This window comes from Agrococcus terreus, from assembly GCF_014645235.1.
GTDB lineage: Bacteria > Actinomycetota > Actinomycetes > Actinomycetales > Microbacteriaceae > Agrococcus > Agrococcus terreus.
Genome location: NZ_BMLM01000001.1, coordinates 910,834 through 936,746 on the forward strand (window position 1 = coordinate 910,834; position 25,913 = coordinate 936,746).

Here is a 25,913-nt window from a genome sequence, read left to right on the forward strand (position 1 = left end):
GGCACCCGGACCCTTCGGCGTCCGGGCCCATCCCCGCTCTTCGAGAGGAACCCACAGTGGCACTCATCGACACCCTGCAGGCGCGCGAGATCCTCGACTCCCGCGGCAACCCGACCGTCGAGGTCGAGGTCCTGCTCTCCGACGGCACGCTCGGCCGCGCCGCCGTGCCCTCGGGCGCCTCCACCGGCGCCTTCGAGGCCTACGAGCTGCGCGACGGCGACGCCGGCCGCTACGCAGGCAAGGGCGTGCAGCGCGCCGTCGACGCCGTGAACGAGGAGATCGCCGACGCGCTCGAGGGCATCGCCGCCGACGACCAGCGCATCGTCGACGCCACGCTCGTCGAGCTCGACGGCACCGACAACAAGCAGAGCCTCGGCGCCAACGCCATCCTCGGCGTCTCGCTCGCCGTCGCGAAGGCCGCCGCCGACTCGGCGAACCTGCCGCTCTACCGCTACCTCGGCGGCCCGAACGCCTTCCTGCTGCCCGTCCCGATGATGAACGTCATCAACGGCGGCGCGCACGCCGACACGGGCGTCGACATCCAGGAGTTCATGATCCTGCCGGTCGGCGCCGAGTCGTTCCGCGAGGGCCTGCGCTGGGGCACCGAGACGTACCACGTGCTCAAGTCGATCCTCAAGGAGCAGGGCCTCTCGACCGGCCTCGGCGACGAGGGCGGCTTCGCGCCCGACCTCGCGAGCAACCGCACCGCGCTCGATCTCCTCGTGCAGGCCATCGAGAAGGCCGGCTTCCGCCCCGGCACCGACATCGCGCTCGGCCTCGACGTCGCCGCGTCGGAGTTCCACGAGGGCGGCTCGTACCGCTTCGAGGGCCAGCAGCGCTCGAGCGCCGAGATGACCGACTACTTCGCCGAGCTCGTCGACGCGTACCCGCTCGTCACGATCGAGGACCCGCTCGACGAGAGCGACTGGGACGGCTGGACCGCCCTCACCGAGCGCCTCGACGAGCAGGTGCAGCTCGTCGGCGACGACCTCTTCGTCACGAACCCCGAGCGCCTCGCCGAGGGCATCGACCGCGGCGCCGGCAACGCGCTGCTCGTCAAGGTCAACCAGATCGGCACGCTCTCGGAGACGCTCGACGCCATCCGCCTCGCCACGCAGCACGGCTACGGCTCGGTGCTCTCGCACCGCTCGGGCGAGACCGAGGACACGACGATCGCCGACATCGCGGTCGCCGTGAACGCCGGCCAGATCAAGACCGGCGCGCCCGCCCGCAGCGAGCGCGTCGCGAAGTACAACCAGCTGCTGCGCATCGAGGAGGACCTCGGCGACGCGGCCCAGTACGCCGGCGCGTCGGCCTACCCGCGCTTCCAGGGCTGACCCCCGCGATCCACGCGCACCGGGCGGGCCTGCCGCCCTCGGAGGGCGCTCGCCGATATCCTCGGCGGGTGCCCTCCTCCCGTGATGCCGCCCTCGGCCAGCTGCGCGTGTCGTGGCTGCTGCTCGTGCTCGTCGGCATCGTGGTGGCGGGTGTCGTCGTGCTCGCCCCGACGATCGGGCTGCTGCTCGAGCAGCGCAGCGACATCGCCGCCGCCGAGGCGCAGGTCGCCGCGCAGGAGGCGAACGTCGAGTCCCTGCAGGAGGAGGTCGCCCGCTGGGACGACCCCGCCTACATCGAGGCGCAGGCGCGCGACCGCCTCTTCTACGTCCACCCGGGCGAGACGAGCTTCGTGCTGCTCGACGATCGCAGCACGATCGAGGCGGCCTCGGCCGCCGTGCCGCCCGCGACCCTCGAGGAGCCGGACCGCGACTGGGCGTCCACCGCGGCCTCGTCGTTCGTCGTCGCGGGCCTGACGAGCGCCGGCCCGAGCTCGTTCGGCGAGCCCGCGCAGACCGACACCCCGGAGTGACGCGCCCCGCGCATCCGGCAGCGACCATCCGCCACGGGCGGGGGAGGACAGCATGATCGAGCCCGCCAGCGAGCGCGACCTGGAGATCATGGCCGCGCAGCTCGGCCGCACGATGCGCGGCGTGCTCGGCATCGGCGCGCGCTGCGCGTGCGGCGCCCCGACCGTGGTCGTGACGAGCCCGCGCCTGCCCGACGGCACGCCGTTCCCGACCTTCTACTACCTCACGCACCCGGCGGCGACGGCCGCGGCCTCGCGCCTCGAGGCCGACGGCACGATGGCCGCGCTGCAGGAGCGGCTGGCCGAGCCCGAGGTCGGCGCCGCCTACGCCGCGGCCCACGAGGCGTACCTCGCCGACCGCGCCGCGCACGGCGAGGTCGAGGAGATCGCGGGCATCAGCGCGGGCGGCATGCCCACGCGCGTCAAGTGCCTGCACGCCGTGCTCGCGCACGCCCTGGCCGCCGGCCCGGGCGTCAACCCCATCGGCGACCTCGTGCTCGAGCTCGGCGGCTGGAGCCCCGAGCGCTGCGACTGCGACCCCGCATCGCGCGGGGAGCACCCCATCCCGCGGTAGCATGGGGCCGCACCTATCAGAGAACGGGAAGAAGCCTCTGTGACCAAGATCCTCATCGTCGGAGGCGGCTACGCCGGCCTCTACACGGCCCGCGGCCTCGAGCGCCTGCTCGGCGCGGCCGAGGCGGAGATCACCATCGTCGACCCGCTGCCGTACATGACGTACCTGCCGTTCCTCCCCGAGGTCGCGGCCGGCTCGATCGAGCCCCGCCACGCGGTCGTCTCGCTCCGCCGCCACCTGTCGCGCACGAAGGTCATCGAGGCGAAGGTCACCTACGTCGACCACGCCGCGAAGCAGGCCACGATCCAGCCCGAGCTCGGCGAGGCCTGGACGATGGACTACGACGTCGTCGTCATGACGGCCGGCTCGGTCTCGCGCACCTTCCCGATCGGCGGCGTCGCCGACGAGGCGATCGGCATGAAGACGATCGAGGAGGCCGTGGCCGTCCGCGACCGCCTGCTCGGCAACTTCGCCAAGGCCGCCGCGCTGCCCGCCGGCCCCGAGCGCGACCGCCTGCTGACCGTCGCGGTCGTCGGCGGCGGCTTCGCCGGCATCGAGACGATCGCCGAGCTCCGCGACCTCGCGACGCACCTGCTCTCGCGCTTCCGCGAGATCGCGTTCGAGGACGTCCGCTTCCACCTCATCGAGGCGATGCCCCGCATCATGCCCGAGGTGAGCGGCCCGACGGCGGAGTGGGTGGTCGAGGACCTGCGCAAGCGCGGCGTCGACGTGCACCTCGAGACGCAGCTGCAGAGCGCGGTCGACGGCGTGTGCGAGCTCTCGACGGGCGAGCGCTTCGCCTCCGACCTCATCATCTGGACCGCGGGCGTCATGGCGAACCCGGTCGTCCGCCAGACCGACCTGCCGCTCGACGAGCGCGGTCGCATCACGGCCCTCGCGACCCTCCAGGTCGCGCGCGACGGCGTGGTCGTCCCCGACGCGTGGACCGCCGGCGACGTCTCGGCCGTGCCCGACAAGTCGAAGACCCCCGGCCCCGGCGGCTTCTGCGTGCCGAACGCGCAGCACGCCGTCCGCCAGGCGAAGCTCCTCGCGAAGAACGTCGTCGCGACGCTCCGCGGCGAGTCGCCCCGCGAGTACGTCCACGACAACCTGGGCGCCGTCGCGGGCCTCGGCATCGGCAACGGCGTGTTCCAGAGCGGCAAGATCGCCATCAAGGGCCCGCTCGCCTGGATCGCGCACCGCGGCTACCACGGTCTCGCGATGCCCATGTGGGAGCGCAAGCTGCGCGTCTTCGGCGGCTGGTGGAACAACTTCTGGCTCGGCCGCGACATCGTCGAGCTCTCGGAGCGCGAGCACCCGCGCCGCTCGTTCGAGACCTTCGCGTCGCGCCCCAAGACGAACGCCTAGGCGCCGTCCGGCCACAGCGCAGCCCCGCACCCAGCACGGATGCGGGGCTGCGCTACTGTTGCTTGGACGTCCGTCCACGACGGGCGTCGGGCCATCGCCGCGGGCGACGGCGGATGGGAGGCGCGATGCCGCGCAAGTCTGCTGCCGAGCGGCGCACCGAGATCGTCGAGGCGGGCCTCAGGGTCATCGCGCGCGAGGGCATGCACGGCGCCTCCGTTCGCGCGATCGTCGCCGAGGCCGGGGTGCCGCTCGCGACGTTCCACTACGTGTTCGGGTCGCGCGACGAGATGATCGGCGAGGCCTACGCGCACAGCGCCGGCTTCGTCAGCGAGGCGCCGCTGGAGCTCATGCCGCGCGAGGCGTCGCCCGAGCAGGTCGTTCGCAGCCTGCTCGACGCCTGGTTCGAGCGATTCCTCGAGCACCCCGAGTGGGAGCTCGCGGCGATCGAGATCATGGCCTACTGCCGCCGCACGCCCTCGCTCGCGCATCTCCACCAGGAGGTGCAGGAGCGCTACCTCACGGTCGTCGAGCGCCTGCTCGGCGCGCTCGAGGCGCGGCTCGGGATCGTCTCGGCGACGCCGGCGCGCGAGCTCGCGACGCTCGTCGTCCAGATCGCAGACGGCGTCACCTACTCGTGGCTGCGCACGGGCGACACCGCGGCAGCGCGCCGGATGCTCGACGCGGCCGTGCCGATGCTGCTCGCCGCCGTCGACGCCGACGGGCGCTGAGGTGCGGCTCGCGGCGGCCGGGCCCTGGTCGCCCGACGGCCACTGGGCGCGCCTCGACCGCGCGGTCGCGCACCTCGACGGGCCGGTCGCCGCGCTCTCGCTCGAGGCGCTCGCGCACAACGCCGCAGCGCTCGTGCGGCTCTCGGACGGCGTGCCGCTGCGGCTGGCGACGAAGTCGATCCGCTCGCGCGACGTCGTGCACGCGGTGCTCGGCACGCCGGGCTGGCGCGGGGTGCTGGCGGCGACCCTGCCCGAGGCGCTGTGGCTGGCCGAGACGGTCGACGACGTGCTCGTCGGCTACCCGAGCGCCGATCGCACGGCGCTCCGTGCGCTCGCGGCTGACGACGCGGCGCGCGCCCGCGTGACGCTCATGGTCGACGACGTCGCCCACCTCGACCTCGTCGACGCCGCAGCACCCGGGCATCCGGAGCTGCGGGTCGCGATCGAGCTCGACGCCGCGCTCGTGCGCGGGCCGATCCGGTACGGCGTGCGCCGATCGCCCGTGCGCTCGGTCGCGGCCGCCGTCGCGCTGGCCGAGGCGATCGCGCGGCGGCCCGGCTTCCGGCTCGTCGGGCTCATGGCGTACGAGTCGCAGGTCGCGGGCGTGCCCGACGGGGTGCGGCGGGGGAGCGCGCCCGCGCTCGCCGTGCGCGCGATGCAGCGGCTCTCGATGCGCGACGTGGCCGAGCGGCGTGCGGCAGCGGTCGCCGCGGTCGGCCGGATCGCCGAGCTCGAGCTCGTCAACGGCGGCGGCACCGGCTCCATCGACCGCACGGCGCGCGACCCGTCCGTCACCGAGGTGGCCGCCGGCAGCGGCCTCTACGGCCCGCACCTGTTCGACGGCTACCGCGCCCTCGCGCCCGCGCCGGCCCTCGCGTTCTCGGCGCCCGTCGTGCGGAGGCCCTCTCCCGGCTGCGCGACGCTGCTCGGCGGCGGCTGGACCGCCTCCGGCCCCGCGCGTCGCGACCGCCTCCCCGTCGTCGTCTGGCCGGAGGGCCTCCGGCTCGATGCGGAGGAGGGCGCCGGCGAGGTGCAGACGCCCGTGCTCGGCGCGGCCGCCGACGGCCTGCGGCTCGGCGACCGCGTGTGGCTCCGGCACGCGAAGGCGGGGGAGCCGTGCGAACGGATCGACCGGCTCCACGTCGTCGCGGGCGACGCGGTCGTGGGCACGGCGAACACGTACCGCGGAGAGGGCAGGATGCTCCTATGACGTGGCGGAACTGGGGTCGATCGCAGCGCGCCGAGCCGAGCGAGGTGCACGCGCCGGTCACCGCCACCGATGTGCAGCACGTCGTCGAGTCGGTGCGCGCGCGCGGCGGCACGCTGCGCCCGGTCGGCGCGGGCCACTCGTTCTCGGCCGCCGCCCGCCCGGACGACGCGCACGTGACGCTCGACGGCCTCGCGGGGCTCGTCAGGGTCGACGCCGCGACCCGCGAGGCCACGCTGCTCGCGGGCACGCGGATCGCCGAGGTGCCCGCGCTGCTGCGGCCGAGCGGGCTCGCGATGGAGGTCGTCGGCGACATCGACCAGCAGGCGATCGCCGGCGCCGTCTCGACCGGGACGCACGGCACGGGGCTCGCCTTCGGCTCGATCTCCTCGACCGTCACGGCCGCCACGCTCGTCGACGGCGAGGGGCGGCTCGTGCGGGTGTCGGCCACGGAGCGGCCCGACCTGCTGCCCGCGGTGCGCGTCGGCCTCGGAGCGCTCGGCGTGCTCGTCGACGTCACGATCCGCTGCGTGCCCGCATTCGCGCTCGACGCGGCCGAGGCGGTCGTCGACCTCGATCCCGTGCTCGACGACTGGCGCGGCATCGTGGAGCGCACCGACCACTTCGAGCTGTACTGGTTCCCCAGGACGCGCGTCGCGGTGACGAAGTCGAACCGCCGCACGCAGGGGCCGCTGCGGCCGCGCTCGCGCGTGGGCCGCCTCCTCGACGAGCGCGTGCTCACCGACGTCGGCCACCGCGCCCTGCTCGCGCTCGGTGCGCTCGCACCGGCGACGCGACCCGGCGTCAACGCGCTCTCGGCGCAGCTCATGCCGCGCGGCCGCTTCGTCGAGCCGAGCCACGAGGTGTTCAGCGCGCCGCGCTCGGTGCGGTTCCGCGAGATGGAGTACGGCATCCCGCTCGACGCCGTGCCCTCGGCGATGCGCGAGATCGACCGCGCGCTGCGCCGCGCCGACCTCGCGGTGACGTTCCCCGTCGAGGTCCGCGCCTCCGCCGCCGACGACGCGCACCTGTCGACCGCGCACGGCCGCGAGAGCGGCTACGTGGCCGTGCACCGGTGGTGGAGGGAGGACCCTCGGCCGCTCTTCGACGTGGTCGAGCCCATCCTGCTCGCGCACGAGGGGCGGCCGCACTGGGGCAAGCTCCACTCGCTCGACGCGCCCCGGCTCGCCGAGCGCTTCCCCGGCTTCGGGGCGTTCCTCGCGGCGCGCGACGAGCTCGACCCGCACCGCACCTTCGCGTCGGCCTGGACCCGGCGCGTGCTCGGCGCCTAGGCCGCCTCCGCCTCGCGTGCGGCGCGCAGCGCCGCGGAGCGCTCCCGCAGGCGCCCGGAGACGTCGTCGCACGCCTTGCACACCGACGCCGGGACGAGGCCGACCCGCATGAGGACCGCGAAGATCCGGCAGCCGAGGCAGAGGCCCAGCACGGCCTCGAGGGATGCGGCGAGCACGAGCACGCCCGTCAGCACGGCCGCGGCGACCGGAGCGCCGAGCGACCAGGCGAGGGCGGCGGCGAGCGTCACCGCGAGGCCGATCGCCTGCGCGAACCGCTTCGGCGGGCCGGGCACGAGGCGCGGCGGGCCGAGCCGGGGCGCGACGACGCGGGTGGCGAGCAGGCCGTACGGCGAGAACCGCGGCCCCCAGCCGACGCGCAGCGCGAACCCGGCCGCGAGCGCCCAGAGCGCCCAGCCGGCGCCCGTGGCGAGGATCGCGAGCGCGCTGCCGAGCACGAGCGCGGCGACCGTCCGCGCCGCGAGCTCGTTCACGGGGTTGGGGAAGTCGAACGCCATGCGGGCACGCTCCCACCGGCGGCGGCACGGCGCGAGGGCGGCGCGTCATGCGACGCAACATCGGTCGGCCGGGCGGGCGGACGCGGCGCAGGGGCGCCGCCTAGGCTGGGGGCATGGACCCGCAGCTGCTGCTCTGGATCGTCATCGGCGCGCTCGCCGTCGTCCCGATCGTGGGCGTCATCCTGGCGCTCGCCTCGTACTCGGCGATGCGCCGGCTCGGCACCGCCGTCGAGGAGCGGTGGCGCGCGCTCGACGCCGCGCTCGACGAGCGGCGCGCCGCGGCCGCGCCGCTGCTCGAGGACGCCCCGCCGGCGCAGCGGGCGTCGGCGGAGGCGGCGCTGGCCAAGGTGTCGGCCGAGCCGTTCCCGACGACGAAGGCCGAGGCCGAGGCCGAGGCGCAGCGCGCGCTGCGCCCCATCGTGCAGGCGGCGGCGCAGCAGCCCGCGGGCTCCGCGATCGCGGAGGCGCGCGCGGCGCTCGCGGCGCTCGAGGACCAGGCGCAGCAGCGCCGCCGCGACTACAACACGGTCGTGCGCGAGCTGAACGCGAAGACGCGCCGCTTCCCGACCTCGGCGTGGACGAAGGCGGTCGGCGGCCGCCGCGACTTCTTCGAGGTCGACCAGGCCGGCGCCGTCGCCGAGCCGCCCCGCATCCAGTTCTGAGCCCGCAGCGCTCACCCTCGAGGTGAGCGCGGAGGGCACAGGGTCGAGGAGCGCGCGCCGCAGGCGCACGCGTCACGAGACCCCAGCGCGGCGAACCGCCCCCCCCCCCCGGTCGAGGAGCGAACCGCCTCCGGCGGCACGCGTCACGCGACCTCGAGCCCCCGCACCGCCTCCGCGACCTCCCGCGCCCACGTGCCGGCGCCGGCGACCTCGACGGCGCCGAGCCCCTGCCACGCGGCGGCTTCGGCGAGCGCGGGCGCGAGCCGCGCGGCCAGCTCGCCGGCCCGAGCCGCGTGCTCGGGCTCGATGGTCGCGACCTGCACCCGCAGCACGCCCGCCCGCCGGTCGCTCTTGAGGTCGACGCGGCCGACGAGCGCGTCGTCGATCAGCACCGGCAGCACGTAGTAGCCGTGCACGCGCTGCTCGGCCGGCGTGTAGATGCCGATCCGGTAGTCGAAGCCGAACATCCGGGATGCGCGGGGCCGGTGCCACACGATGGGGTCGAAGGGCGACAGGAGCGCCGTCGTCCGCACCGCCCGCGGCATGCGCGCGCCCGCCGCGAGCCACGCCGGGCGACCCCACCCCTCGACCTCGACGGGCTCGAGCTCGCCGGCGTCGACGAGGTCGGCGACCGCGGCCTTCGTCGCCGCGACCTTGAGCCGGTGGTGGTCGGCGAGGTCGTCGAGCGTGGCGACGCCCTGCGCGCGCGCGGCGCGCAGGACGAGCTCGCGGTGCGCGTCGTCGCGCGGCACCTCGACGCGCGACGCGTCCGGCAGCACGGCGTCGGCCGCGGCGTAGCGCCGCTCGAAGCGCGTGCGGCCGACCGTCACGAGCTCGCCGCGGCGGAAGAGCACCGCGGTCGCCCAGTACGCGTCCGACTTGTTCCACCAGCCGCCCGGGAGCCGCTCGTGGGCCTCGTGCTCCATCTCGCTCGGGCGCATCGGCCCGCGCTCCGCGAACTCGGCGAGCACCTCGTCGATGAGGGTCGCGTGCGCCGCGGCCCAGGCCTCGTCGCCCGGCCGCATCGGCGCGCGCCGCTTCCAGGCCCACAGCGGCCAGTCGCCGACGGGGATCACGGCGGCCTCGTGCGCGACGTACTCGGTGTAGCGGCCGAGGCCCCTGCCGCGGTCGTGGTGCAGCAGGCGGTCGAGGACGCCCCGGTCGTAGGGGCCGAGGCGAGCGAGCAGCGGCAGGTAGTGGCTGCGCTCGAACACGTTCACCGAGTCGAGCTGCAGGAGCCCGAGCCGCTCGACGACGCGGGCCATCGCGGCCGGGCCCGTGCGCCCCCGCTCGCCCGGCAGTGCACCGTGGAGGCCGCCCGCGGCGATGGCCGTGCGCCGGGCCTGGGCGGCCGAGATCCTGCGTCGCTGCTGCACGCCCGGAGCCTACCGACGGCCTCCGACGCATGTGCCCGTCGCCGCGCTGCGCCGCCGTAGGATCGGGGGATGCTGTTCCGACGTGGCGGGTCCGCGGCCCCCCAGGAGCCTCCCGCGCCGCTGCCCCTCGGCGACGACGCGCTGCCCCGCGGCGTGCGCATCGCCGGAGCGTGGTCCTGGCGCGTGCTCGTCATCGCCGGCGCGGCCGCCATCGCCATCTGGCTCGTGATGCAGTTCTCGCTCATCGTGATCCCGCTGCTCGTGGCCGCGCTGCTCACGGCGCTGCTGCTGCCGCTCGTCGAGGGGCTCGCGCGCCGCGGCTGGCCGCGCGGGCTCGCCGTCGCGCTCGCGATCGTCGGCCTCATCGTGCTCGTCTCGGCCCTCGGCTGGCTCGTCGTCTCGCAGATGCGCGAGGAGTACCCGGAGCTGCAGGAGCGCGCCGTCGGCTTCTGGGCCGAGGCGCAGGCATGGATCCTGTCGCTGCCGTTCGGCATCACGCAGCAGGACCTCGCCGACTTCGGCACGAACATCCTCGGCACGCTCCGCGACGACATCTCGTCGATCCTCTCGAGCGCGCTGACCGTGGGCTCCTCGGTGGGCCACTTCGTCGCGGGCGCGCTGCTGGCGCTCTTCTCGCTCATCTTCACGCTCGCCGACGGCCGACGCATCTGGGGCTGGACAGTGGGCCTGCTCCCGCGCGCCGCGCGCCGCCCCACGGACGGCGCCGCCAAGGCCGGCTGGGTCACCCTCGGCAACTTCGTCCGCGTGCAGGTGCTCGTCGCGGGCATCGACGCGGTCGGCATCGGCCTCGGCGCCTTCATCCTCGGCCTCTTCTACGGCGGCATGCCGCTCGTGCTGCCGATCGCGATCCTCGTCTTCCTCGGCTCCTTCATCCCCATCATCGGTGCCGTCACGACCGGCGCGATCGCCGCCCTCATCGCCCTCGTCGCGCTCGGCCCGATCCCCGGCATCATCATGATCGGCATCGTGCTGCTCGTGCAGCAGATCGAGGGGCACGTGCTGCAGCCGCTCATCATGGGCACGGCCGTGAAGATCCACCCGCTCGCGGTCGTCGTCGCGGTCGCGGCCGGCTCGACCATCGGCGGCATCGCCGGCGCGCTCTTCGCCGTGCCGACCGTCGCCTTCCTCAACGTGTTCGTGAAGACGATCGCCTCCGGGTCCTGGCGCACGAACCCCAATCCGTCGATCGAGGACATCGTCCGATGAGCGCACCCGACCTGGCCGGCATCGAATCGGCGCGCGAGCGCCTCCGCGGCATCGCGCAGGAGACACCCATGGAGCGCTCCCGCTACCTCAGCGGCATGCTCGGCGCCGAGGTGTTCCTCAAGTGCGAGAACCTGCAGCGCACGGGCGCCTACAAGATCCGCGGCGCCTACAACATGCTCTCGAAGCTCAGCCCCGAGCAGCGCGAGCGCGGCGTCGTCGCGGCCTCGGCCGGCAACCACGCGCAGGGCGTCGCCTTCGCCGCGACCGAGCTCGGCATGCGCTCGACGATCTTCATGCCGCTCGGCGTCGCGCTGCCCAAGCTGCAGGCGACGCGCGACTACGGCGCCTCGATCGAGCTGCGCGGGCAGGACTTCCAATCGGCCCTCGCGGCCGCGGTCGAGCACGTCGAGCGCACGGGCGCCACGTTCGTCCCGCCCTACGACCACCCGGACATCATCGAGGGGCAGGGCACGCTCGGGCTCGAGATCCTCGACCAGGTGCCGGACGTCGCCACGGTCGTCGTGCCGATCGGCGGCGGCGGGCTCGCGGCGGGCCTCGCGGCCGCGCTCCGCGCCCGGGCGGCGCAGCAGGGCCGCACGATCCGCATCGTCGGCGTGCAGGCGGAGCGCGCCGCCGCCTACCCGGCCTCGCTGACCGCGGGGGAGCCGACCACCATCCGCACGGAGCCGACGATCGCCGACGGCATCGCCGTCGCGCGGCCGGGCGCGCTGCCGTTCGAGATCATCCGCGACGCGGTCGACGAGATCGTCACCGTCTCGGACGACGACATCGCGCGCGCCCTCATCGTGCTGCTCGAGCGGGCGAAGCTCGTCGTCGAGCCCGCCGGCGCGGTCGCGACCGCCGCGATCATGCGCGGCCTCGTGCGCGCCGACGGGCCGACGGTCGCCGTCGTCTCGGGCGGCAACATCGATCCGCTGTTCATGGAGCGCGTCATCGGCCGAGGCCTCGCCGCGTCGCAGCGCTACCTCAAGGTGCGGCTGGCGCTGCCCGACCGTCCGGGCCAGCTGGCGATCATCGCGCAGATCGTCTCGGACGAGCAGGCGAACGTCGTCGAGGTGCTCCACACCCAGCACGACGCGTGGACCTCCATCACCGACGTCTCGATCGACATCTCGGTGACGACGCGCGGCCCCGAGCATGCCGAGCGCGTGCTCGACGCGCTGCGCCGCGCGGGCTACGAGCCGATCGTCCTCTGACCCGGCCGCGTTCCCGGGCGCCGACGAAGCGGCGCCCGGGAACGCGAGAGGGCCCCGCGCGATGCGGGGCCCTCTCTGCGCCTGGGGGCGCGTGCGCCGGGGGTCAGGCGCGGTACGTCTGCACGTCGAGGATCTCGACGTCGATCGTCGCGCCCGAGGGCGCCTCGTACGAGGTCTTCTCGCCGATCTTCAGGCCGATGATCGCGGCGCCCAGCGGGCTCGCCTCGCTGTAGACGTCGAGGTCGCCCGTCTCCTGGATCTCGCGGTTGCCCACGAGGAAGGTGGTCGCGTCACCGGCGATGGTGGCCTTCACGACCGTGCCGGGCTCGACCACGCCGGATGCCTGGGGCGCCTCGCCGACCTTGGCGGTGCGCAGCAGCTGGGTGATCTGCGCGATGCGCGCCTCGATCTGGGCCTGGTCGTCCTTGGCGGCGTGGTAGCCGCCGTTCTCCTTGAGGTCGCCCTCGTCGCGGGCCTCCTCGATGCGCTTCGCGATCTCCGCGCGCACGGGCCCCTGCAGGTGCTCCAGCTCGCCCTGCAGGCGGTCGTGCGCCTCCTGGGTGAGCCAGGTCTCCGTGGTGCCGTTCATGTCGTCTCCTGATATGCGAGAAACCGGCCCCCATGTGGGCCGGTCCGATCAGGAGTCTATGGCACCCAGCACTCGGAGACCAATCCGTTGGCCGCGGGCGCGGCCGTGCGGAGCTGCACGGCGTGGGTGCTCGTGGGCACCTCGGCGGCCTCGAGCGGCACCTCGACCCACCCGACGATGCCGTAGCTGAGGTCGAGCGCCTGCACGGCGCACGTCACCGGCGTGCCGGGATCGACGGTCACCGCGAAGCGCACCTCGATGGTGGAGTCGTCGACCACGGCGTGCGAGATGTCCTGCGACTGCACGGTCGGGCTGAGCGGATCCGAGCTGATCCACCAGAGCGCGCCGACCACGAGCGTGAGCGCCGCGACGCCGGCGATCCACCAGGCGCGCCGCGTGCGCGGCGCGGCCGTGCGGCGCCCGTAGCGGGCGGCGAGGTCGGTCATCTGCAGGCTCTCGTGGGAGGATGGGAGAGGTCCCAGCCTACCGTCGTGCCGTCCGGCGCGCCGCGGCTGGAGGGGAGGAGGAGGCCGTGCCCACGAGCTCCGGACGTCGGCTGCTGGCGGTCCACGCGCATCCTGACGACGAGTCGAGCAAGGGTGCCGGCACGCTCGCGCGCTACGTCGCCGAGGGCGCCCAGGTGACGGTCGTCTCCTGCACGGGCGGCGAGAGCGGCGACGTGCTCACTGCCGGCTTCGCCCTGCCGCACCGCGCCTCGCGCGACATGGCGGGGCTCCGCCGCCTCGAGATGGCGGCCGCGCAGGCCGAGCTCGGCATCGACCACGTGTGGCTCGGCTACGTCGACTCCGGCCTGCCGCCCGAGGGCGAGCCGCTGCGCGCACTCTCGTTCGCCACGATCCCGCTCGAGGTCTCCGGCCGCCCGCTCGTGCGCCTCATCCGGCGCCTGCGACCCCAGGTCGTCGTGACCTACGACGAGACCGGCGGCTACCCCCACCCCGACCACATCCGCACCCACGAGGTGACGATGTGGGCCGTCGAGCACGCCGCGCAGGGCCTGCCGGAGCTCGGCGAGCCGTGGGAGGTGCAGAAGGTCTACTTCGACCGCTCGATGAGCGGGCAGCGGCTGCGCGCGCTCATCGCGGCGCTCGAGGAGAGCGCGCCGCACGACGCGCGCCTGCCCGACATGCGCCAGTGGTCGGAGCGGATCGGCGACCGCGGCGCCGCGCTCACGACGCGCGTCGACATCGGGCAGCACCTGGCGGCCCGGGATGCGGCGCTGCGCGCGCACGCGAGCCAGGTCGAGCCCGACTCGCCCTTCTTCTTCTGGCCGCACGACCTGCTGCTCGCCGCGTGGCCCACCGACGACTACGAGCTCGTCCGCTCGTCCGTCCCCGCCGTCGACGGCGAGGACGACCTGTTCGCGGGCGTCGAGGAGGACCGATGACCGCGCTGGGCCTCGAGCGGCTGCCGTACGACCCCGACCAGGTGACGCCGGGCGTCATCGGCTTCGCGGTGACCGCGGCGGTCGCGCTCGTCGTGATCCTGCTGCTGCTCGACTTCACGCGCCGCGTGCGCCGCATCAACGACCGCGCCGACATCCGCGCGCGCATCGACGCCGAGGTCGCCGAGCGCGACGCGCTCGAGCGCGCGGCCGCCGAGGGGCAGCCGGATGCGGTCGAGGAGGCCGCGGCGCGCGACGCCGGCATCGCGGAGGGCGGCCCGGCCGGTCCGACGGGATCGCTCGAGGCCGCGCCGCAGGACGACGCGCCGGCGGGCGAGGCCGAGCCGGTCGAGCGCGAGCGCCGCGGCGACGCCTGACGTCCCCGGTGGCGCCGTCCGCGCGGCCCTGCCGTCAGCCGCGAGCGCTCGAGGGCAGGGTGAGGATCTCGGGGCCGTCCTCGGTGATCGCGACCGTGTGCTCGCTGTGCGCCGTGCGGGCGCCCGTGGCGCTGCGCAGCGTCCAGCCGTCCTCGTCGACGACGAGCTCGTCGGTGCCGGCCATCACCCACGGCTCGATCGCGAGCAGCAGGCCGGGCCGCAGGCGGTAGCCGCGGCCGGGACGGCCGTCGTTCGGCACCGAGGGGTCCTGGTGCATGGTCGTGCCGATGCCGTGGCCGCCGAACTCGGTGTTCACCAGGTGGCCGTCGCCGCGCAGCGACGAGCCGATCGCGTGCGAGATGTCGCCGATGCGCGCGTCCGGCCTCGCGGCGGCGATGCCGGCCGCGAGGGCGCGCTCCGTGGCGGCGATGAGCGCGCCGCCCTCGTCGTCGCGCGGCGGGCCGACCTCGAAGCTGATGGCGGCATCCGCTGCGATCCCGTCGAGCGAGACGGCGAGGTCGAGCGTGAGGAGGTCGCCCTCGGCGAGGCGGTAGCGGTGCGGCTTCGCGTGCAGCACGGCGTCGTCGACGCCCGTGCAGATGTGGTGGCCGAAGGGACCCCGGCCGAACGACGGCGCGTAGTCGACGTAGCAGGAGACGGCGCCGGCGTCGGCGATCATCGCCGCGGTCCAGCGATCGATCTCGAGCAGGTCGGTGCCGACGTCGACGCGCTCGCGCAGCGCCTGCAGGATGTCGCCGACGAGCGCGCCGGTCGCCCGGGCGCGGTCGAGCTCGGCGGGCGTCAGGATCTCGATCACGGCGTGCCTCCTCGTGGATGCCGAAAGGAATACCGGCAATCCTATCCCGGGATGATCGTCCCGATCCCGTACGCTGGACGCATGGTCCGACTGCCGCTGCGTCCCGACGAGCTCGAGCGCGGCGCGCGCCTGGGCGCGCTCCTGCGCCGCGCGCGGGGCGCCCGCCCGATGCTTGAGGTCGCGCTCGCCGCGCGCATCTCTCCCGAGACGCTGCGCAAGATCGAGACGGGCCGCGTGGCCACGCCCGCCTTCCCGACCGTCGCGGCGGTCGCGTGCGTGCTCGGGCTCTCGCTCGACGAGGTGTGGGCAGAGGTCAGCGACGACGCGGGGGAGCGGCTCGCCTCCTGAGCGGCCGGGGAGGCGCCGCGCTCAGAGCACGCCGACGGAGGTCGCGCGCCAGCGACCGTCGAGGCCCTCGAGCCGGATCGCGACCGCGCGGGTGCGGCCCGCGGAGCGCACGACGACGGCGCCCTCGACGACACCGTCGGCGGAGTGGCACGCGCGGACGCGGCTGATCTCGAACCCGGGGACCTCCCGCACCGCACGCCTCGCGCGCGCCCGCCGCGCGGTGAGCGCCCGGCGCGCGAGGCAGTCGTAGGTGGGCTCGGTCACCCAGCGCGCGATCTGCTGCACGTCGCGCACGCCGAGCAGGATCTCCACGACGCTCGAGGCGAGGTTCTCGAGGAGCGGGGCGGGATCGGGCAGGCCTGCCGACGAGCACGGCTGGAAGTCGAAGTACTCCTCGGCGTCCGCCGCCGTCATCCGTCGTCTCGTCGCGCGCATCCTCGCCCCTTCGCTCCACGCCCTCGGGCATCCCCGGGGCGGCCGGCCCACCCGGGCGCCGTTGCGCGGAACCATAGCCAAGTCCTAGGTGGGGGCGTCCATGGGGAGAACTCCACCTGTGGAGAACCGCGCCGCCCGTGGCGTGGGCGCGCCCTAGGTTGGCCCGCGTGCGCTTCGACGACCTGTTCGACGACCTCGAGAGCCAGCTCGAGGCGGAGCTCGGCGCCGAGCGCAGGGACCTCGAGGCCGAGGAGGAGCGCTTCCGCGTCGGCCGCCTCGAGCTCCACGAGCGCATCGCGGCCGCGCCGCGCACGCTCGACCTGACGCTGCGCGGCGGCGGCCGGATCCGCCTCCGCCGCATGGCGCTCGGCCGCGACTGGCTGAACGGCCTCGTGCTCGAGGGCGCGCCCGCCGACACGGGCGCGCTCGTGCCGCTGCGGGCGATCGCCGGCATCGAGCTCGACGCCGACGGCGCCGCCGCCTCGGTGCGCCCGCAGTCGGCGGGCGACCTCTCGCGCCGCCTCAGCTTCGCCTTCGCGCTGCGCGACCTCGCTCGCCGCCGCGCCCACGTCATCCTCGAGGGGCCGCATCCGCTCTCGGGCACGATCGACCGCGTCGGGCGCGACCACCTCGACCTCGCGCTGCACGAGCCGGGCGCGAGCCCGCGGCTCGGCACCGTGCGGTCCTGGCGCATCGTGCCCTTCGACGCCTTCGACTGGGTGCGCCTGCCCTGAGCGGTCGGGCGGCGCGGCGGCCGCGTCGCCGTCAGCGCTCGCCGAAGAGGTCGGCGATGCTGGCGGACTGCCCCTGCCGCCACAGCGCTCGGCGGCGCTCGACCTCGAGCTGCGCGTCGATCCAGCCCTGCAGCTCGTCGAGCGCGACGCGCCACGCGCCGCCCACACGGAGGCCGCGGAGCTCGCCCGCCTCGAGCAGCGCCACGACCGCCGCCGGCGTCGAGCCGAGGGTCTCGGCGACGTCGGCCACGGACAGGAAGCGTCGCGGCTCGAGGGGCATGCCCACCATTGTGGGCCGCCGGGCGATCCCTGGCGGGCACCTGTGGACAACGTGCGCTGTGGACAACCGCCGACCCGCGCCGCGCCCTCCTGGCACGGTGGTGCCCGACGACGAGGAGGAGCGATGTCGGCACGACGGACGTGGATGGATCCCAGGCTCGTGATCGGGGTGGCGCTCGTGCTCGCCTCCCTCGCGGGCGTCTGGATGGTCGTGCAGCAGTCGGCGCGCACCGAGCCCGCGTGGTCGGCGACCCGCACGCTGCTGCCGGGCGACACGATCGGCGCGGGCGACGTGGAGCGGGTGGAGGCCCGGCTGCCGCAGTCGCAGGACCGCTACCTCGGCGCGGGCGTCGACCCGGTCGGCATGGTGGTCGCATCGACGGTGGGCGAGGGCGAGGTGCTGCCCGTGCGGGCCGTCGGCGACGCCGCCGCGGAGGACCGCGCCGCGGTCGTCATCGACGTGGGCGCGGCGCTCCCGACGGCGGTGCGCGCGGGCGCGCACGTCGACGTCTGGGCCGCGGCGCCGGGGGAGCAGGGCTACGAGGAGCCGGCCGTGCTGGTCGACGACGCGATCGTCGTCGGGCTCGTCGAGGACGACGGCATCATCGACGCGGCCGGAACCCAGCTCGAGCTGCTCGTGCCGCGCGGCAGCACGGGCGAGCTGCTCGAGGCGATCGCCGACGAGCACGCGGTGAGCGTCGTGCCGCTCGCGCAGCCGGTGGCGTCGCCGTGATCGGCATCGCGGTCTCCGCGCCGCTCGAGCGCGAGGACGCCGTCGTCCGCGAGGCGGCGCGCCACGGCCACCGCGTCGCCATCCGCGCCGCGACCGCCGACGACCTGCTCGAGCGGCTCGCCGCCCGGCCCGCCGACGCGGAGCCGGCCATCGACCTCGTGCTCGTCGTCGCCGACGAGGCACACGCGAGCCGCGCGCTCGTCGAGGGATGCGACGCCCGCGGGCTGCGCCTCCTCGCGCTCGCCGACGACCCGGGGGAGCGCAGCAGGGCGCAGGCGCTGGGCATCGACGCCGTCGCCTGGGCCGACGGCTTCGCCGCGATCGAGGCGTCGGTGCGCCCGAGCCCCGCCGGGCCGGGGACGCCCGCGGCGCGCGGCCGGGTCGTGGTCGTGTGGGGCCCGCACGGGGCGCCCGGCCGCACCACCGCGTCGATCGCGCTCGCGGCGGAGCTCGCGCTCCTCGGCCAGCGCGTCGCGCTCGTCGACGCCGACACGACGAGCGCCGCCGTGGCGCCGGCGCTCGGGCTCCTCGACGAGTCGCCCGGCTTCGCGGCCGCGGCGAGGCTCGCGCGTGCCGGCAGCCTCACGGTCGACGAGCTCGACCGCATCGCCCAGCCCGTGGCGACGAGCGGCGGCACCGTGCGCGTGCTCACCGGCATCGGCCGGGCGAGCCGCTGGCCGGAGCTCGGGCGCGAGCGCGTCGCCGAGGTGCTCGAGCGCTGCCGCGACTGGGTCGACGTGACCGTGGTCGACGTCGCCGCGAGCCTCGAGCGCGACGAGGAGATCTCGAGCGACCTCTTCGCGCCGCGCCGCCACGCCGCCACGCTCGCCGCGCTCGAGGCGGCCGACGAGCTCGTCGTGGTCGCGGGTGGCGACGCGGTCGGCATCGCGCGGCTGGTCCGCGCGCTGCCCAAGCTTCGGGAGCTCGCGCCCCAGGCGCGGCCGCGCGTGATCGTGAACCGCGTGCGCGCCGGCGCGATCGGCGTGGCGCCCGAGCGCGCGGTCGAGGAGACGCTCCGGAGGCTCGCGCAGGTGACGCCCGAGGCGTGCTGGCCGTTCGACGGGCGAGCCGCCGACGCGGCGATGCTCGAGGGTCGGCCGCTCGCCGACGTCGCGGGCCGCTCGAGGCTGCGGCGCAGGGTGCAGGAGCTCGCCCTGCGGCTCGTGCCGCAGGAGGCGGCCACCAGCAGGGCGGCGCTGCGCGCCGCCGAGCGCCCCAGGCGGCGCCTGCTGCCCGCGCTACGCTGAACGGGTGACGAGCCTGAGTGCCATCGCCGAGCGCTACGGCCGCCTCTCCGACCAGGACGTGCAGTGGCTGCATCGGCTGACCGCCGACTTCCAGGTGCTCGCCGACCTCGCGATCGGCGACATCGTGCTGTGGGTGCCCACGGGCGATCCCGACGGCTTCATCGCGGTCCACCACGCGCGGCCCGCGGGTGCGGCGACCCTCTTCTACCGCGACATCGTCGGCCAGCCCGTGCGGAACGCGTGGCGCGAGCAGGTGGGCCGCGTGCACAGCGAGGGCGTGCTGCTCGACGCCGCCTCGCCCGCCTGGGGCGTCGACGCCGACGCGCAGGTGCGCGCGATCCCCGTGCGCCGCCGCGAGGCCGAGCCGTCGACGAACGTGGTCGCCGCGCCCATCGCGGTCATCACGCGGCACGCGAACCACGCCGACATCCGCTCCGCCGGCCGGCAGGAGCGCACCTTCAAGGAGTGCGCCGACGAGCTGTTCCGGATGATCGCCGACGGCGACTTCCCCGACCAGTCGGCGCCCACGGGCCCCCGCCGCGGCGCACCGCGCGTCTCCGACGGCCTCATCCGCCTCGACCAGGCCGGCACCGCGACCTTCGCGAGCCCCAACGCGCTCTCGGCGTTCACGCGCCTCGGCTTCCGCGGCGAGCTCGAGGGTCAGTCGCTCGCCGAGATCACCACCGAGCTCATCGACGACTCCCACGAGGTCGACGAGACGCTGCCGCTCGTCGTCACGGGGCGCGCACCCTGGCGCACCGACATCGAGACGCGGCTCGTCACGCTCTCGCTCCGCGCGATCCCGCTGCGCCGCGGCGCCGAACGGCTCGGCGCGATCGTGCTCGTGCGCGACGTCACCGACCAGCGCCTCCAGGAGCAGACGCTCATCACCAAGGACGCGACGATCCGCGAGATCCACCACCGGGTGAAGAACAACCTCCAGACGGTCGCGGCGCTCCTGCGCATCCAGTCGCGGCGCACGCAGAGCGACGAGGCGCGCACCGCGCTGCAGAACGCGGAGCGGCGCGTCTCGTCGATCGCCGTCGTGCACGACACGCTCTCGGAGGGACTGAGCCAGTCGGTCGACTTCGACGAGGTCTTCGACCGCTCGATGAAGCTCACGAGCGAGCTCGCGTCCATCCACGGCGCGCAGGTGCGCACCGAGCGTCGCGGCAGCTTCGGCGTGCTGCCCTCGGGCTACGCGACGCCGCTCGCGCTCGCGCTCACCGAGCTCGTCACGAACGCGGTCGAGCACGGCCTCGCGGGCCGCGACGACGGCCTCGTGCGGATCACCGCTGCGCGCGACGACCAGTGGCTCACGGTGCAGGTGTGCGACAACGGCGCGGGACTCCCGCCCGGGCGCGTGGGCTCCGGCCTCGGCACGCAGATCGTCAAGACGCTCGTGACGGGCGAGCTGTCGGGCTCGATCGACTGGGGCTCGCGCCCGGTCGAGGGCACCGAGGTGACCGTGCGCGTGCCGCTGAGCTACATCCAGCACGACCGCGGCTGACCGCGGCGGACAAGCGATGAGCGGGGCCGCCCGGGAGGGCTGCCCCGCTCATGCGGTGATGCTGCTGTCAGCCGGCGCGGCGAGCACGCGCGGCGCGGCGCTTGAGCGCGCGTCGCTCGTCCTCGGAGAGCCCGCCCCACACGCCCGAGTCCTGGCTGGTCTCGAGGGCGTACTGCAGGCACTGCTCCGTCACCGGGCACGTCGCGCAGACGGCCTTCGCCTTCTCGATCTGCTCGAGCGCCGGCCCGGTGTTACCCACCGGGAAGAAGAGCTCGGGGTCGACCGTCAGGCAGGCTGCGTCGTCACGCCAATCCATACATGTTCTCCTTGTACATTGGAGGGGAAGTGCGCTGACGGGATGCCGCAGCGCGGGAAGTCTGATGGGCTCGGCTGCGCTGCCGCCCGACTTTCCATGGTTCCACAGCGCCCCCAGAGAGGCAAGGGTCGATTCCGTGAGCGAGGCCGCGCCGGCACGTCCCAGGGCCGCCACCTGGGCGGGTGCGCTGCTGCTCGTCGAGGCGCTCGGCATGATCGGCGTCGCCGTCTACCTGGCGATCGCGTCCTTCGGCGACCCCATCGAGCACCTCGGCGGCGGGCTCTTCCTCGCGGTGCTGGCCGCGGGCTCCGGGCTGTTCCTCGCGCAGGCGGGCCGGGCGATGCTCGACGGCCGCGCATGGGCGCGCAGCGCCGCGGTCGTCTGGCAGGTGCTGCAGCTCGGCGTCGCCCTCGGCACGTTCGACGGCGGCGAGGGCCCCGTGCCGCTCGCGCTCGTGCTCGCGGCGCTCGCGATCGCGGGCATGGTGCTCGTGCTGCGCCGCAGCGTCACCGGCTGGCTGCGCCGCGAGGCGTAGCCGCGGCCGCGGGGTCGATCAGGCCGCGCTGAACCCCAGGCGCTTGTCGAGCATGTCGAGGTGCCCCTTCGCCTTCGTGCTGTAGAAGGCGTGCGTGATGACGCCCTGCTCGTCGAGCACGAACGTCGAGCGCCGCACGCCCATCACGATCCGGCCGTAGCTGTTCTTCTCGCCGTAGGTGCCCCACGCCTCGTGCACGGCGAGATCGGCGTCGCTGAGCAGCGGGAAGCCGAGGTCGTCGGCGTCGCGCGCCCGGGCGAGCTTCTCGACCGGGTCCTTCGAGATGCCGACCACCGCGTAGCCGCGCCGCGACAGGTCGGGCATGCGCTCGGTGAAGTCGCACGCCTGCTGGCGGCAGGCGCTCGTCATCGCCTCGGGGTAGAAGTAGACGATCGCCTTGCGGCCGGCCAGGTCGGCGAGCCGCACCGTGCGGCCGTCCTGGTCCTGCAGGGCGAAGTCGGGTGCGGGCATGCCGGGCTCGAGGTGCGTCATCCCTGCCATCCAAGCAGGCGGCCCGTGCGGTGCGCGCACAGGCTCGGAGGCGTGCTAGAGTTGTTCCTCGGCACAGCAGCCATGCACCTCTAGCTCAATTGGCAGAGCAGTTGACTCTTAATCAATTGGTTCCGGGTTCGAGTCCCGGGGGGTGTACGAGCAAGGCCCGGTCAGACGCACGTCTGACCGGGCCTTTCGTCATGCCCGCGAGCGGCGGCCGCCGGCCCGGCTGCGCGCGGGGCGCAGCCGGGGGTGAGGTCTACGGCGTCGGCGGCGGAGTCTCGGCCACGGCGACCGGGAGCGGGACGGGTGCGGTCGCGATCGGGGAGCGGGACCGCGCTCGGCGCACGATCGCGGCTCGGAGCGCGAAGACTCCGACGGCGACGGCGATCGGGAAGAGCGTCAGGACGAGGATGAGGGGCAGGATCGACGCGAGGTCGACGGGGAGGGCCACGAACGGGCCTTTCTGGTGTGCCAGACAGCGAAGGCGCCACACAAGCGCTGCAAGGTGTCGGAACGAACTCGACGAGACGTGCGCTGGCTTCCGCCAGATCGGCGGTCGTCGCGTCCACCGTACCCCAGCGCCCCCGTCCCGGCTACGGCGCGGACGTCCGGATGCGTCGTCCGGTTACGATCCGAAAACGATCTCCGCTCGTCAGCGCGAGCCGCTCCGCCGCATGGCAGGATCCTGAACGTGACGATCACTCACGGAACGGACCGGTAGTCGCCGTGCATCTCGACGAGGAGCTGTGGCCCCCTGTCGTCGCCGCCGCGATCACCGCCTCGGTCGCCGCCACGAGCGTCGGCCTGGCCATCGCCCGAAGGGCTCGGGGCGCCGAGCCCGAGCCCGTGCGCCCCGACGAGGACCTCGCCCTGTGAGGGCCGGCCGGACGGCTACTGGCGGTACGACGCCAGGAAGTCGCCGATCCGCCCCACCGCGTCGACGAGGTCGCGCTTCCAGGGGAGCGTCACGATGCGGAAGTGGTCGGGCGTCGGCCAGTTGAAGCCCGTGCCGTGCGTCACGAGGATCTTCTGCTGGCGCAGCAGGTCGAGCGCGAAGCGCGCGTCGTCGTGGATCTCGTGCACCTCGGGGTCGAGCCGCGGGAAGACGTAGAGCGCGCCCTTGGGCGCGACGACCGAGACGCCGGGGATCGACTGCAGCCCCTGCACGGCCGCGTCGCGCTGCTCGAGCAGGCGGCCGCCGGGGAGGATGAGGTCCTCGATCGACTGGTGCCCGCCGAGCGCGACCTGGATGCCGTACTGGGCCGGCACGTTCGGGCACAGGCGCGTCGACGCGAGGAGCGTCAGCCCCTCGAGGAAGCCCTGCGCGTGCGTCTTCGGCCCCGTGATCGCGAGCCACGCGGCGCGGAAGCCGGCCGCCCGGTAGGTCTTCGAGAGGCCGTTGTAGGTGAGCACGAGCAGGTCGGGCGCGAGCGAGGCGATCGAGGTGTGCTCGGCGCCGTCGTAGAGGATCCGGTCGTAGATCTCGTCGGCGAGGATGAGCAGCGAGTGCTGGCGCGCGAGGTCGACGATGCCCTGCAGCACCTCGGGGGAGTAGACCGCGCCCGTGGGGTTGTTGGGGTTGATCACGACGATCGCCTTCGTGCGGTCGGTGATCTTCGACGCGATGTCGTCGAGGTCGGGCGCCCAGTCGGACTGCTCGTCGCAGAGGTAGTGCACGGGCGTGCCGCCGCCGAGCGACGTCATCGCCGTCCAGAGCGGATAGTCGGGGGCGGGGATGAGCACCTCGTCGCCGACGTCGAGGAGCGCCTGCATCGTCATGGTGATGAGCTCGGAGACGCCGTTGCCGAGGTAGACGTCGTCGACCGTGAGCGGCGGGAAGCCCTCGACGTCCTCGTACCGCGTGACGACGGCGCGGCGTGCGGAGAGGATGCCCTTGGAGTCGGAGTAGCCCTCGGCGAGGGGCAGGTTGGCGATCATGTCCTGCACGATCGTGTCGGGCGTCTCGAAGCCGAACGGCGCGGGGTTGCCGATGTTGAGCTTCAGGATGCGGTGGCCCTCGGCCTCGAGCCGCGCGGCCTCGGCGGCCACCGGGCCGCGGATCTCGTAGAGGACGTGCTTCAGCTTCGAGGACTGGTCGAGGGACTTGAGCGCCATTGCACCATGCTAGGCGGGCGCCCGGCGTGCCACTCGGCGCCGACTGGCGCGCCGGGCGCGACGGCGGCACGCGGGAGGCGCGGGCGCCGCGTCGCTCAGGGCAGCTGCAGCAGGCCGCCGGCGGAGCGGGTGGTGGCGGCCGCGACGGCCATCGCGCGCTCGAGGGGCGCCGCCCATCCGGCCTCGTGCTCGTCGGCGGCGACCGCGGCCGCGAGCGTGGCGAGCACGCTGTCGCCGGCGCCGATCGTGTCGACGAGCGGCGCCTCCAGCTGCGGCACGGCGGCGCGGGCGCAGGCCTCGCGCGTGCAGATCTCGGCGCCGTCGGGGCCGCGCGTGATGCAGACCGCGCCGGTGCCGGCATCGAGGAGCCGCTGCGCCGTCGCCTCCGGCGGCTCGCCGTAGACGAGCTCGACGTCCTCGTCGCTGAGCTTGACGAGCAGCGCGCGGGCGGCGAGCCGGTCGAGCCCGGCGGCGAAGCGCTCGGGCGCGCCGGGCTCCTGCAGGTAGGCGGGGCGCGCGTTGGGGTCGACCATGAGGCGGCCGGGGAGCGCGGCGAGCGGCGCGACCTGCGCCTCGTGCTCGAGCGCGAGGCACGAGACGACCACGAGCGGCGCGGCCGCGAGGCGGTCGGCGACGGGGGCGAGGTCGACGAACCGCTCGACGCCCGCACGGTTGAAGCGGTAGCGCATCGTGCCGCCGACGCGCTCCGCGGTCGCGACCGCCGTGCCGTTCGGCGCGGGCGTCGCCACGAGCTCGACCCCGTGGGCGGCGCAGTGCTCGCGCACCGCGGCGCCGGGCTCGTCGTCGCCGACCATGGCGACGAGCGTCGCCGGGACCCCGAGCCGCGCGAGCCCCACCGCGACGTTGAGGGCGGCGCCGCCCACGATCGAGGCGCCGTCGACCTCGTCGACGAGGGCGTCCCCGACCACGAGGACGCGCTCGGTCACCGCCGCTTGCCCTTGCCCTTGGCGGCGCGCTCGAGCTCGCGCTCGAGCTCCTCCTGCCGCACGGCCTCCTCGCGCTGCGCGACCGCGCCGATCGCGAGCGCGACGCCCACGCCCCAGCTCACCCAGAGCAGCGCCAGCCGCCAGTCGCGCGGGCCGGTGCGGGTCGACTTCACGACCGGGATCGCGCTCGTGAGCGCGCTGATCACTCCGGCGTTGAACAGGTACTTGCGCATGGTGCCTCCTCGTCGCGACCACGGTAGCCGCGGCAGGCTGGGTGCGGCATCCGACGGGGCACGGCGGCGCGGCCAGAGCGCGGCGGCGCCTGAGCGGAGCCTGAGCAGGAGCGAGGCCCGCCCTGCTTGACATGGCCGCCGCACAGGCGTTCCATGACATTGTTCCGAAACTCGCCGCGACATCGTGCCGCGGCCGCGCCCCCGGCCTCGCCGCAACGGTGCGGTCCCGGGCACCCGGGATCGCGCATCCCGCTCCCTCCGATCGGCCACAGCGCCGACCCTGACGACCCCCACGGAGGAGTCATCGTGCGCATCGCCTACCGCGTCCTCGCGTACCTCATCTGCGCCCTCGTCATGCTCCAGGCGGCCTCGCACGCCTGGGCGTCCGCCGGCATCGCCCTCTTCATCGGCGAGGGCGGCACGCTCGACCCGAGCGCGGAGGGCCCGCCGCCGTTCCCCGAGGCGCTCGGCTTCATGATCCACGGCATGAACGGCATGTACGCGATCCCGCTCGTCGCGCTCGTGCTGCTCGTCGTCGCGTTCCTCGCGCGGATCCCCGGCGGCGTCGTGCGCGCCGTGGCCATCCTCGCGCTCGTCGCGCTGCAGGTGACCCTCGGGCTCCTCGGCCACGAGATGACGGCGCTGGCGTTCCTGCACGGCGTCAACGCGCTCGCGATCTTCGGCGTCGCGCTCTGGGCGGCGCTCCGCGCAGGCAGAACGGATGCGGTCGAGCCGCGGCGCTCGGCGGTCGGCGTCGCCTGACGCCGCCGC

The 25,913-nt window shown here is 74.8% G+C and carries 33 protein-coding genes and 1 tRNA gene; 21 read left to right on the top strand and 13 right to left on the bottom strand.

All coding sequences use genetic code 11. From position 1 onward, the window contains the following. Positions 1 to 56 precede the first annotated feature (56 nt). The 7 genes from eno to IEW90_RS04405 all read left to right on the top strand — a co-directional run bounded on the left by eno (position 57) and on the right by IEW90_RS04405 (position 7,033). Entirely contained in the window at positions 57 to 1,337 is a 1,281-nt protein-coding gene (eno, locus tag IEW90_RS04375; protein WP_188716410.1) for a phosphopyruvate hydratase, read from the top strand. A 68-nt stretch (positions 1,338 to 1,405) separates the two neighbouring features. Beyond that, a complete protein-coding gene (locus IEW90_RS04380) occupies positions 1,406 to 1,867 on the top strand; it encodes an FtsB family cell division protein (protein WP_188716412.1) in 462 nt (153 codons plus the stop codon). A 52-nt stretch (positions 1,868 to 1,919) separates the two neighbouring features. After that, complete coding sequence (locus tag IEW90_RS04385; protein WP_229679483.1) at positions 1,920 to 2,438, top strand: DUF501 domain-containing protein; 519 nt, start codon at positions 1,920 to 1,922, stop codon at positions 2,436 to 2,438. 39 nt (positions 2,439 to 2,477) lie between these two features. Then, entirely contained in the window at positions 2,478 to 3,806 is a 1,329-nt protein-coding gene (locus IEW90_RS04390) for an NAD(P)/FAD-dependent oxidoreductase (protein WP_188716414.1), read from the top strand. Between the two features lie 125 nt (positions 3,807 to 3,931). Continuing rightward, positions 3,932 to 4,534, top strand: coding sequence for a TetR/AcrR family transcriptional regulator (locus IEW90_RS04395; RefSeq protein ID WP_188716416.1), 603 nt, complete (start codon positions 3,932 to 3,934; stop codon positions 4,532 to 4,534). Between the two features lies 1 nt (position 4,535). After that, complete coding sequence (locus tag IEW90_RS04400) at positions 4,536 to 5,744, top strand: alanine racemase (protein ID WP_188716418.1); 1,209 nt, start codon at positions 4,536 to 4,538, stop codon at positions 5,742 to 5,744. Further along, positions 5,741 to 7,033 carry a D-arabinono-1,4-lactone oxidase gene (locus tag IEW90_RS04405; protein WP_188716420.1) on the top strand — a complete coding sequence of 431 codons (1,293 nt, stop codon included), beginning with the start codon at positions 5,741 to 5,743 and terminating at the stop codon, positions 7,031 to 7,033. Before IEW90_RS04400 ends, IEW90_RS04405 begins: the two co-directional genes overlap by 4 nt. On the opposite strand, the gene IEW90_RS04410 is transcribed toward IEW90_RS04405, so the two are convergent. Beyond that, a complete protein-coding gene (locus IEW90_RS04410) occupies positions 7,030 to 7,548 on the bottom strand; it encodes a DUF4395 domain-containing protein (protein ID WP_188716422.1) in 519 nt (172 codons plus the stop codon). The two genes, IEW90_RS04405 and IEW90_RS04410, sit on opposite strands and share 4 nt — an antisense overlap. A gap of 113 nt (positions 7,549 to 7,661) precedes the next feature. Between IEW90_RS04410 and IEW90_RS04415 the strand changes: the two genes are divergently transcribed. After that, complete coding sequence (locus IEW90_RS04415; RefSeq protein WP_188716424.1) at positions 7,662 to 8,210, top strand: LemA family protein; 549 nt, start codon at positions 7,662 to 7,664, stop codon at positions 8,208 to 8,210. Positions 8,211 to 8,353: 143 nt separating this feature from the next. Here IEW90_RS04415 and IEW90_RS04420 read toward each other — a convergent pair whose 3' ends face one another. Continuing rightward, complete coding sequence (locus IEW90_RS04420; RefSeq protein WP_188716426.1) at positions 8,354 to 9,586, bottom strand: winged helix-turn-helix domain-containing protein; 1,233 nt, start codon at positions 9,584 to 9,586, stop codon at positions 8,354 to 8,356. Positions 9,587 to 9,655: 69 nt separating this feature from the next. Here IEW90_RS04420 and IEW90_RS04425 point away from each other — a divergent pair, with 69 nt between their 5' ends. Then, complete coding sequence (locus IEW90_RS04425) at positions 9,656 to 10,813, top strand: AI-2E family transporter (RefSeq protein ID WP_229679484.1); 1,158 nt, start codon at positions 9,656 to 9,658, stop codon at positions 10,811 to 10,813. Continuing rightward, the gene (ilvA, locus tag IEW90_RS04430; RefSeq protein WP_188716428.1) at positions 10,810 to 12,030 is read left to right on the top strand and encodes a threonine ammonia-lyase; all 1,221 of its coding nucleotides are present in this window, start codon (positions 10,810 to 10,812) and stop codon (positions 12,028 to 12,030) included. The genes IEW90_RS04425 and ilvA overlap by 4 nt, the downstream gene beginning before the upstream one ends. Before the next feature lie 103 nt (positions 12,031 to 12,133). Here ilvA and greA read toward each other — a convergent pair whose 3' ends face one another. Together greA and IEW90_RS04440 are read right to left on the bottom strand one after the other, a co-directional pair. After that, the gene (gene greA, locus IEW90_RS04435) at positions 12,134 to 12,619 is read right to left on the bottom strand and encodes a transcription elongation factor GreA (RefSeq protein WP_188716430.1); all 486 of its coding nucleotides are present in this window, start codon (positions 12,617 to 12,619) and stop codon (positions 12,134 to 12,136) included. A 56-nt stretch (positions 12,620 to 12,675) separates the two neighbouring features. After that, positions 12,676 to 13,065, bottom strand: coding sequence for a DUF4307 domain-containing protein (locus tag IEW90_RS04440; RefSeq protein WP_188716432.1), 390 nt, complete (start codon positions 13,063 to 13,065; stop codon positions 12,676 to 12,678). A gap of 86 nt (positions 13,066 to 13,151) precedes the next feature. On the opposite strand from IEW90_RS04440, the gene mca reads away from it, so the two are divergent. Together mca and IEW90_RS04450 are read left to right on the top strand one after the other, a co-directional pair. Then, positions 13,152 to 14,024, top strand: coding sequence for a mycothiol conjugate amidase Mca (gene mca / locus IEW90_RS04445; protein ID WP_229679485.1), 873 nt, complete (start codon positions 13,152 to 13,154; stop codon positions 14,022 to 14,024). Beyond that, positions 14,021 to 14,398, top strand: a complete 378-nt coding sequence (locus IEW90_RS04450) for a hypothetical protein (RefSeq protein WP_188716436.1) — start codon at positions 14,021 to 14,023, stop codon at positions 14,396 to 14,398. The genes mca and IEW90_RS04450 overlap by 4 nt, the downstream gene beginning before the upstream one ends. Before the next feature lie 34 nt (positions 14,399 to 14,432). Here the strand turns inward: IEW90_RS04450 and map are convergent, their stop codons facing one another. Further along, positions 14,433 to 15,215, bottom strand: coding sequence for a type I methionyl aminopeptidase (gene map / locus IEW90_RS04455; protein ID WP_188716438.1), 783 nt, complete (start codon positions 15,213 to 15,215; stop codon positions 14,433 to 14,435). A gap of 81 nt (positions 15,216 to 15,296) precedes the next feature. On the opposite strand from map, the gene IEW90_RS04460 reads away from it, so the two are divergent. Beyond that, positions 15,297 to 15,563 (top strand): helix-turn-helix domain-containing protein, encoded by a 267-nt coding sequence (locus IEW90_RS04460; RefSeq protein WP_188716442.1) that lies wholly within the window; start codon positions 15,297 to 15,299, stop codon positions 15,561 to 15,563. 21 nt (positions 15,564 to 15,584) lie between these two features. Here IEW90_RS04460 and IEW90_RS04465 read toward each other — a convergent pair whose 3' ends face one another. Next, positions 15,585 to 15,977 carry an Rv3235 family protein gene (locus IEW90_RS04465; RefSeq protein WP_188716444.1) on the bottom strand — a complete coding sequence of 131 codons (393 nt, stop codon included), beginning with the start codon at positions 15,975 to 15,977 and terminating at the stop codon, positions 15,585 to 15,587. A gap of 188 nt (positions 15,978 to 16,165) precedes the next feature. On the opposite strand from IEW90_RS04465, the gene IEW90_RS04470 reads away from it, so the two are divergent. Next, the gene (locus IEW90_RS04470; RefSeq protein WP_188716445.1) at positions 16,166 to 16,732 is read left to right on the top strand and encodes a hypothetical protein; all 567 of its coding nucleotides are present in this window, start codon (positions 16,166 to 16,168) and stop codon (positions 16,730 to 16,732) included. Between the two features lie 31 nt (positions 16,733 to 16,763). On the opposite strand, the gene IEW90_RS04475 is transcribed toward IEW90_RS04470, so the two are convergent. Beyond that, on the bottom strand, positions 16,764 to 17,012 hold the full coding sequence (locus IEW90_RS04475) for a helix-turn-helix domain-containing protein (protein ID WP_188716447.1): 249 nt from the start codon (positions 17,010 to 17,012) through the stop codon (positions 16,764 to 16,766). A gap of 123 nt (positions 17,013 to 17,135) precedes the next feature. Between IEW90_RS04475 and IEW90_RS04480 the strand changes: the two genes are divergently transcribed. Genes IEW90_RS04480 through IEW90_RS04490 form a run of 3 tightly spaced genes read left to right on the top strand, consistent with a single transcriptional unit; the run spans position 17,136 to position 20,501 of the window. Further along, a complete protein-coding gene (locus IEW90_RS04480) occupies positions 17,136 to 17,744 on the top strand; it encodes a hypothetical protein (RefSeq protein ID WP_188716451.1) in 609 nt (202 codons plus the stop codon). Then, a complete protein-coding gene (locus tag IEW90_RS04485) occupies positions 17,741 to 18,991 on the top strand; it encodes a CpaE/TadZ family protein (RefSeq protein WP_188716453.1) in 1,251 nt (416 codons plus the stop codon). Before IEW90_RS04480 ends, IEW90_RS04485 begins: the two co-directional genes overlap by 4 nt. A 4-nt stretch (positions 18,992 to 18,995) precedes the next feature. After that, positions 18,996 to 20,501 (top strand): sensor histidine kinase, encoded by a 1,506-nt coding sequence (locus IEW90_RS04490; RefSeq protein WP_188716455.1) that lies wholly within the window; start codon positions 18,996 to 18,998, stop codon positions 20,499 to 20,501. Between the two features lie 67 nt (positions 20,502 to 20,568). Here the strand turns inward: IEW90_RS04490 and IEW90_RS04495 are convergent, their stop codons facing one another. After that, complete coding sequence (locus IEW90_RS04495; protein WP_188716457.1) at positions 20,569 to 20,817, bottom strand: WhiB family transcriptional regulator; 249 nt, start codon at positions 20,815 to 20,817, stop codon at positions 20,569 to 20,571. Between the two features lie 136 nt (positions 20,818 to 20,953). On the opposite strand from IEW90_RS04495, the gene IEW90_RS04500 reads away from it, so the two are divergent. Continuing rightward, positions 20,954 to 21,352, top strand: a complete 399-nt coding sequence (locus IEW90_RS04500) for a hypothetical protein (RefSeq protein ID WP_188716459.1) — start codon at positions 20,954 to 20,956, stop codon at positions 21,350 to 21,352. Positions 21,353 to 21,370: 18 nt separating this feature from the next. Here the strand turns inward: IEW90_RS04500 and bcp are convergent, their stop codons facing one another. Further along, positions 21,371 to 21,844 carry a thioredoxin-dependent thiol peroxidase gene (gene bcp / locus IEW90_RS04505; RefSeq protein ID WP_188716461.1) on the bottom strand — a complete coding sequence of 158 codons (474 nt, stop codon included), beginning with the start codon at positions 21,842 to 21,844 and terminating at the stop codon, positions 21,371 to 21,373. Positions 21,845 to 21,927: 83 nt separating this feature from the next. On the opposite strand from bcp, the gene IEW90_RS04510 reads away from it, so the two are divergent. Next, positions 21,928 to 22,000: transfer RNA gene (locus tag IEW90_RS04510), tRNA-Lys, on the top strand. A gap of 103 nt (positions 22,001 to 22,103) precedes the next feature. Here IEW90_RS04510 and IEW90_RS04515 read toward each other — a convergent pair. After that, entirely contained in the window at positions 22,104 to 22,298 is a 195-nt protein-coding gene (locus IEW90_RS04515) for a hypothetical protein (protein ID WP_188716464.1), read from the bottom strand. Positions 22,299 to 22,573: 275 nt separating this feature from the next. Between IEW90_RS04515 and IEW90_RS04520 the strand changes: the two genes are divergently transcribed. Next, positions 22,574 to 22,723 carry a hypothetical protein gene (locus tag IEW90_RS04520; RefSeq protein WP_188716466.1) on the top strand — a complete coding sequence of 50 codons (150 nt, stop codon included), beginning with the start codon at positions 22,574 to 22,576 and terminating at the stop codon, positions 22,721 to 22,723. A gap of 15 nt (positions 22,724 to 22,738) precedes the next feature. Here the strand turns inward: IEW90_RS04520 and IEW90_RS04525 are convergent, their stop codons facing one another. From IEW90_RS04525 to IEW90_RS04535, 3 genes are all read right to left on the bottom strand, one after another. Next, positions 22,739 to 23,962 (bottom strand): pyridoxal phosphate-dependent aminotransferase, encoded by a 1,224-nt coding sequence (locus tag IEW90_RS04525; protein ID WP_188716467.1) that lies wholly within the window; start codon positions 23,960 to 23,962, stop codon positions 22,739 to 22,741. A gap of 95 nt (positions 23,963 to 24,057) precedes the next feature. Further along, complete coding sequence (locus IEW90_RS04530) at positions 24,058 to 24,909, bottom strand: PfkB family carbohydrate kinase (protein ID WP_188716469.1); 852 nt, start codon at positions 24,907 to 24,909, stop codon at positions 24,058 to 24,060. Then, positions 24,906 to 25,142 (bottom strand): hypothetical protein, encoded by a 237-nt coding sequence (locus IEW90_RS04535; protein ID WP_188716471.1) that lies wholly within the window; start codon positions 25,140 to 25,142, stop codon positions 24,906 to 24,908. The genes IEW90_RS04530 and IEW90_RS04535 overlap by 4 nt, the downstream gene beginning before the upstream one ends. A gap of 306 nt (positions 25,143 to 25,448) precedes the next feature. On the opposite strand from IEW90_RS04535, the gene IEW90_RS04540 reads away from it, so the two are divergent. Continuing rightward, positions 25,449 to 25,904, top strand: coding sequence for a hypothetical protein (locus tag IEW90_RS04540; protein ID WP_188716473.1), 456 nt, complete (start codon positions 25,449 to 25,451; stop codon positions 25,902 to 25,904). The last annotated feature ends 9 nt before the right edge of the window (positions 25,905 to 25,913 follow it).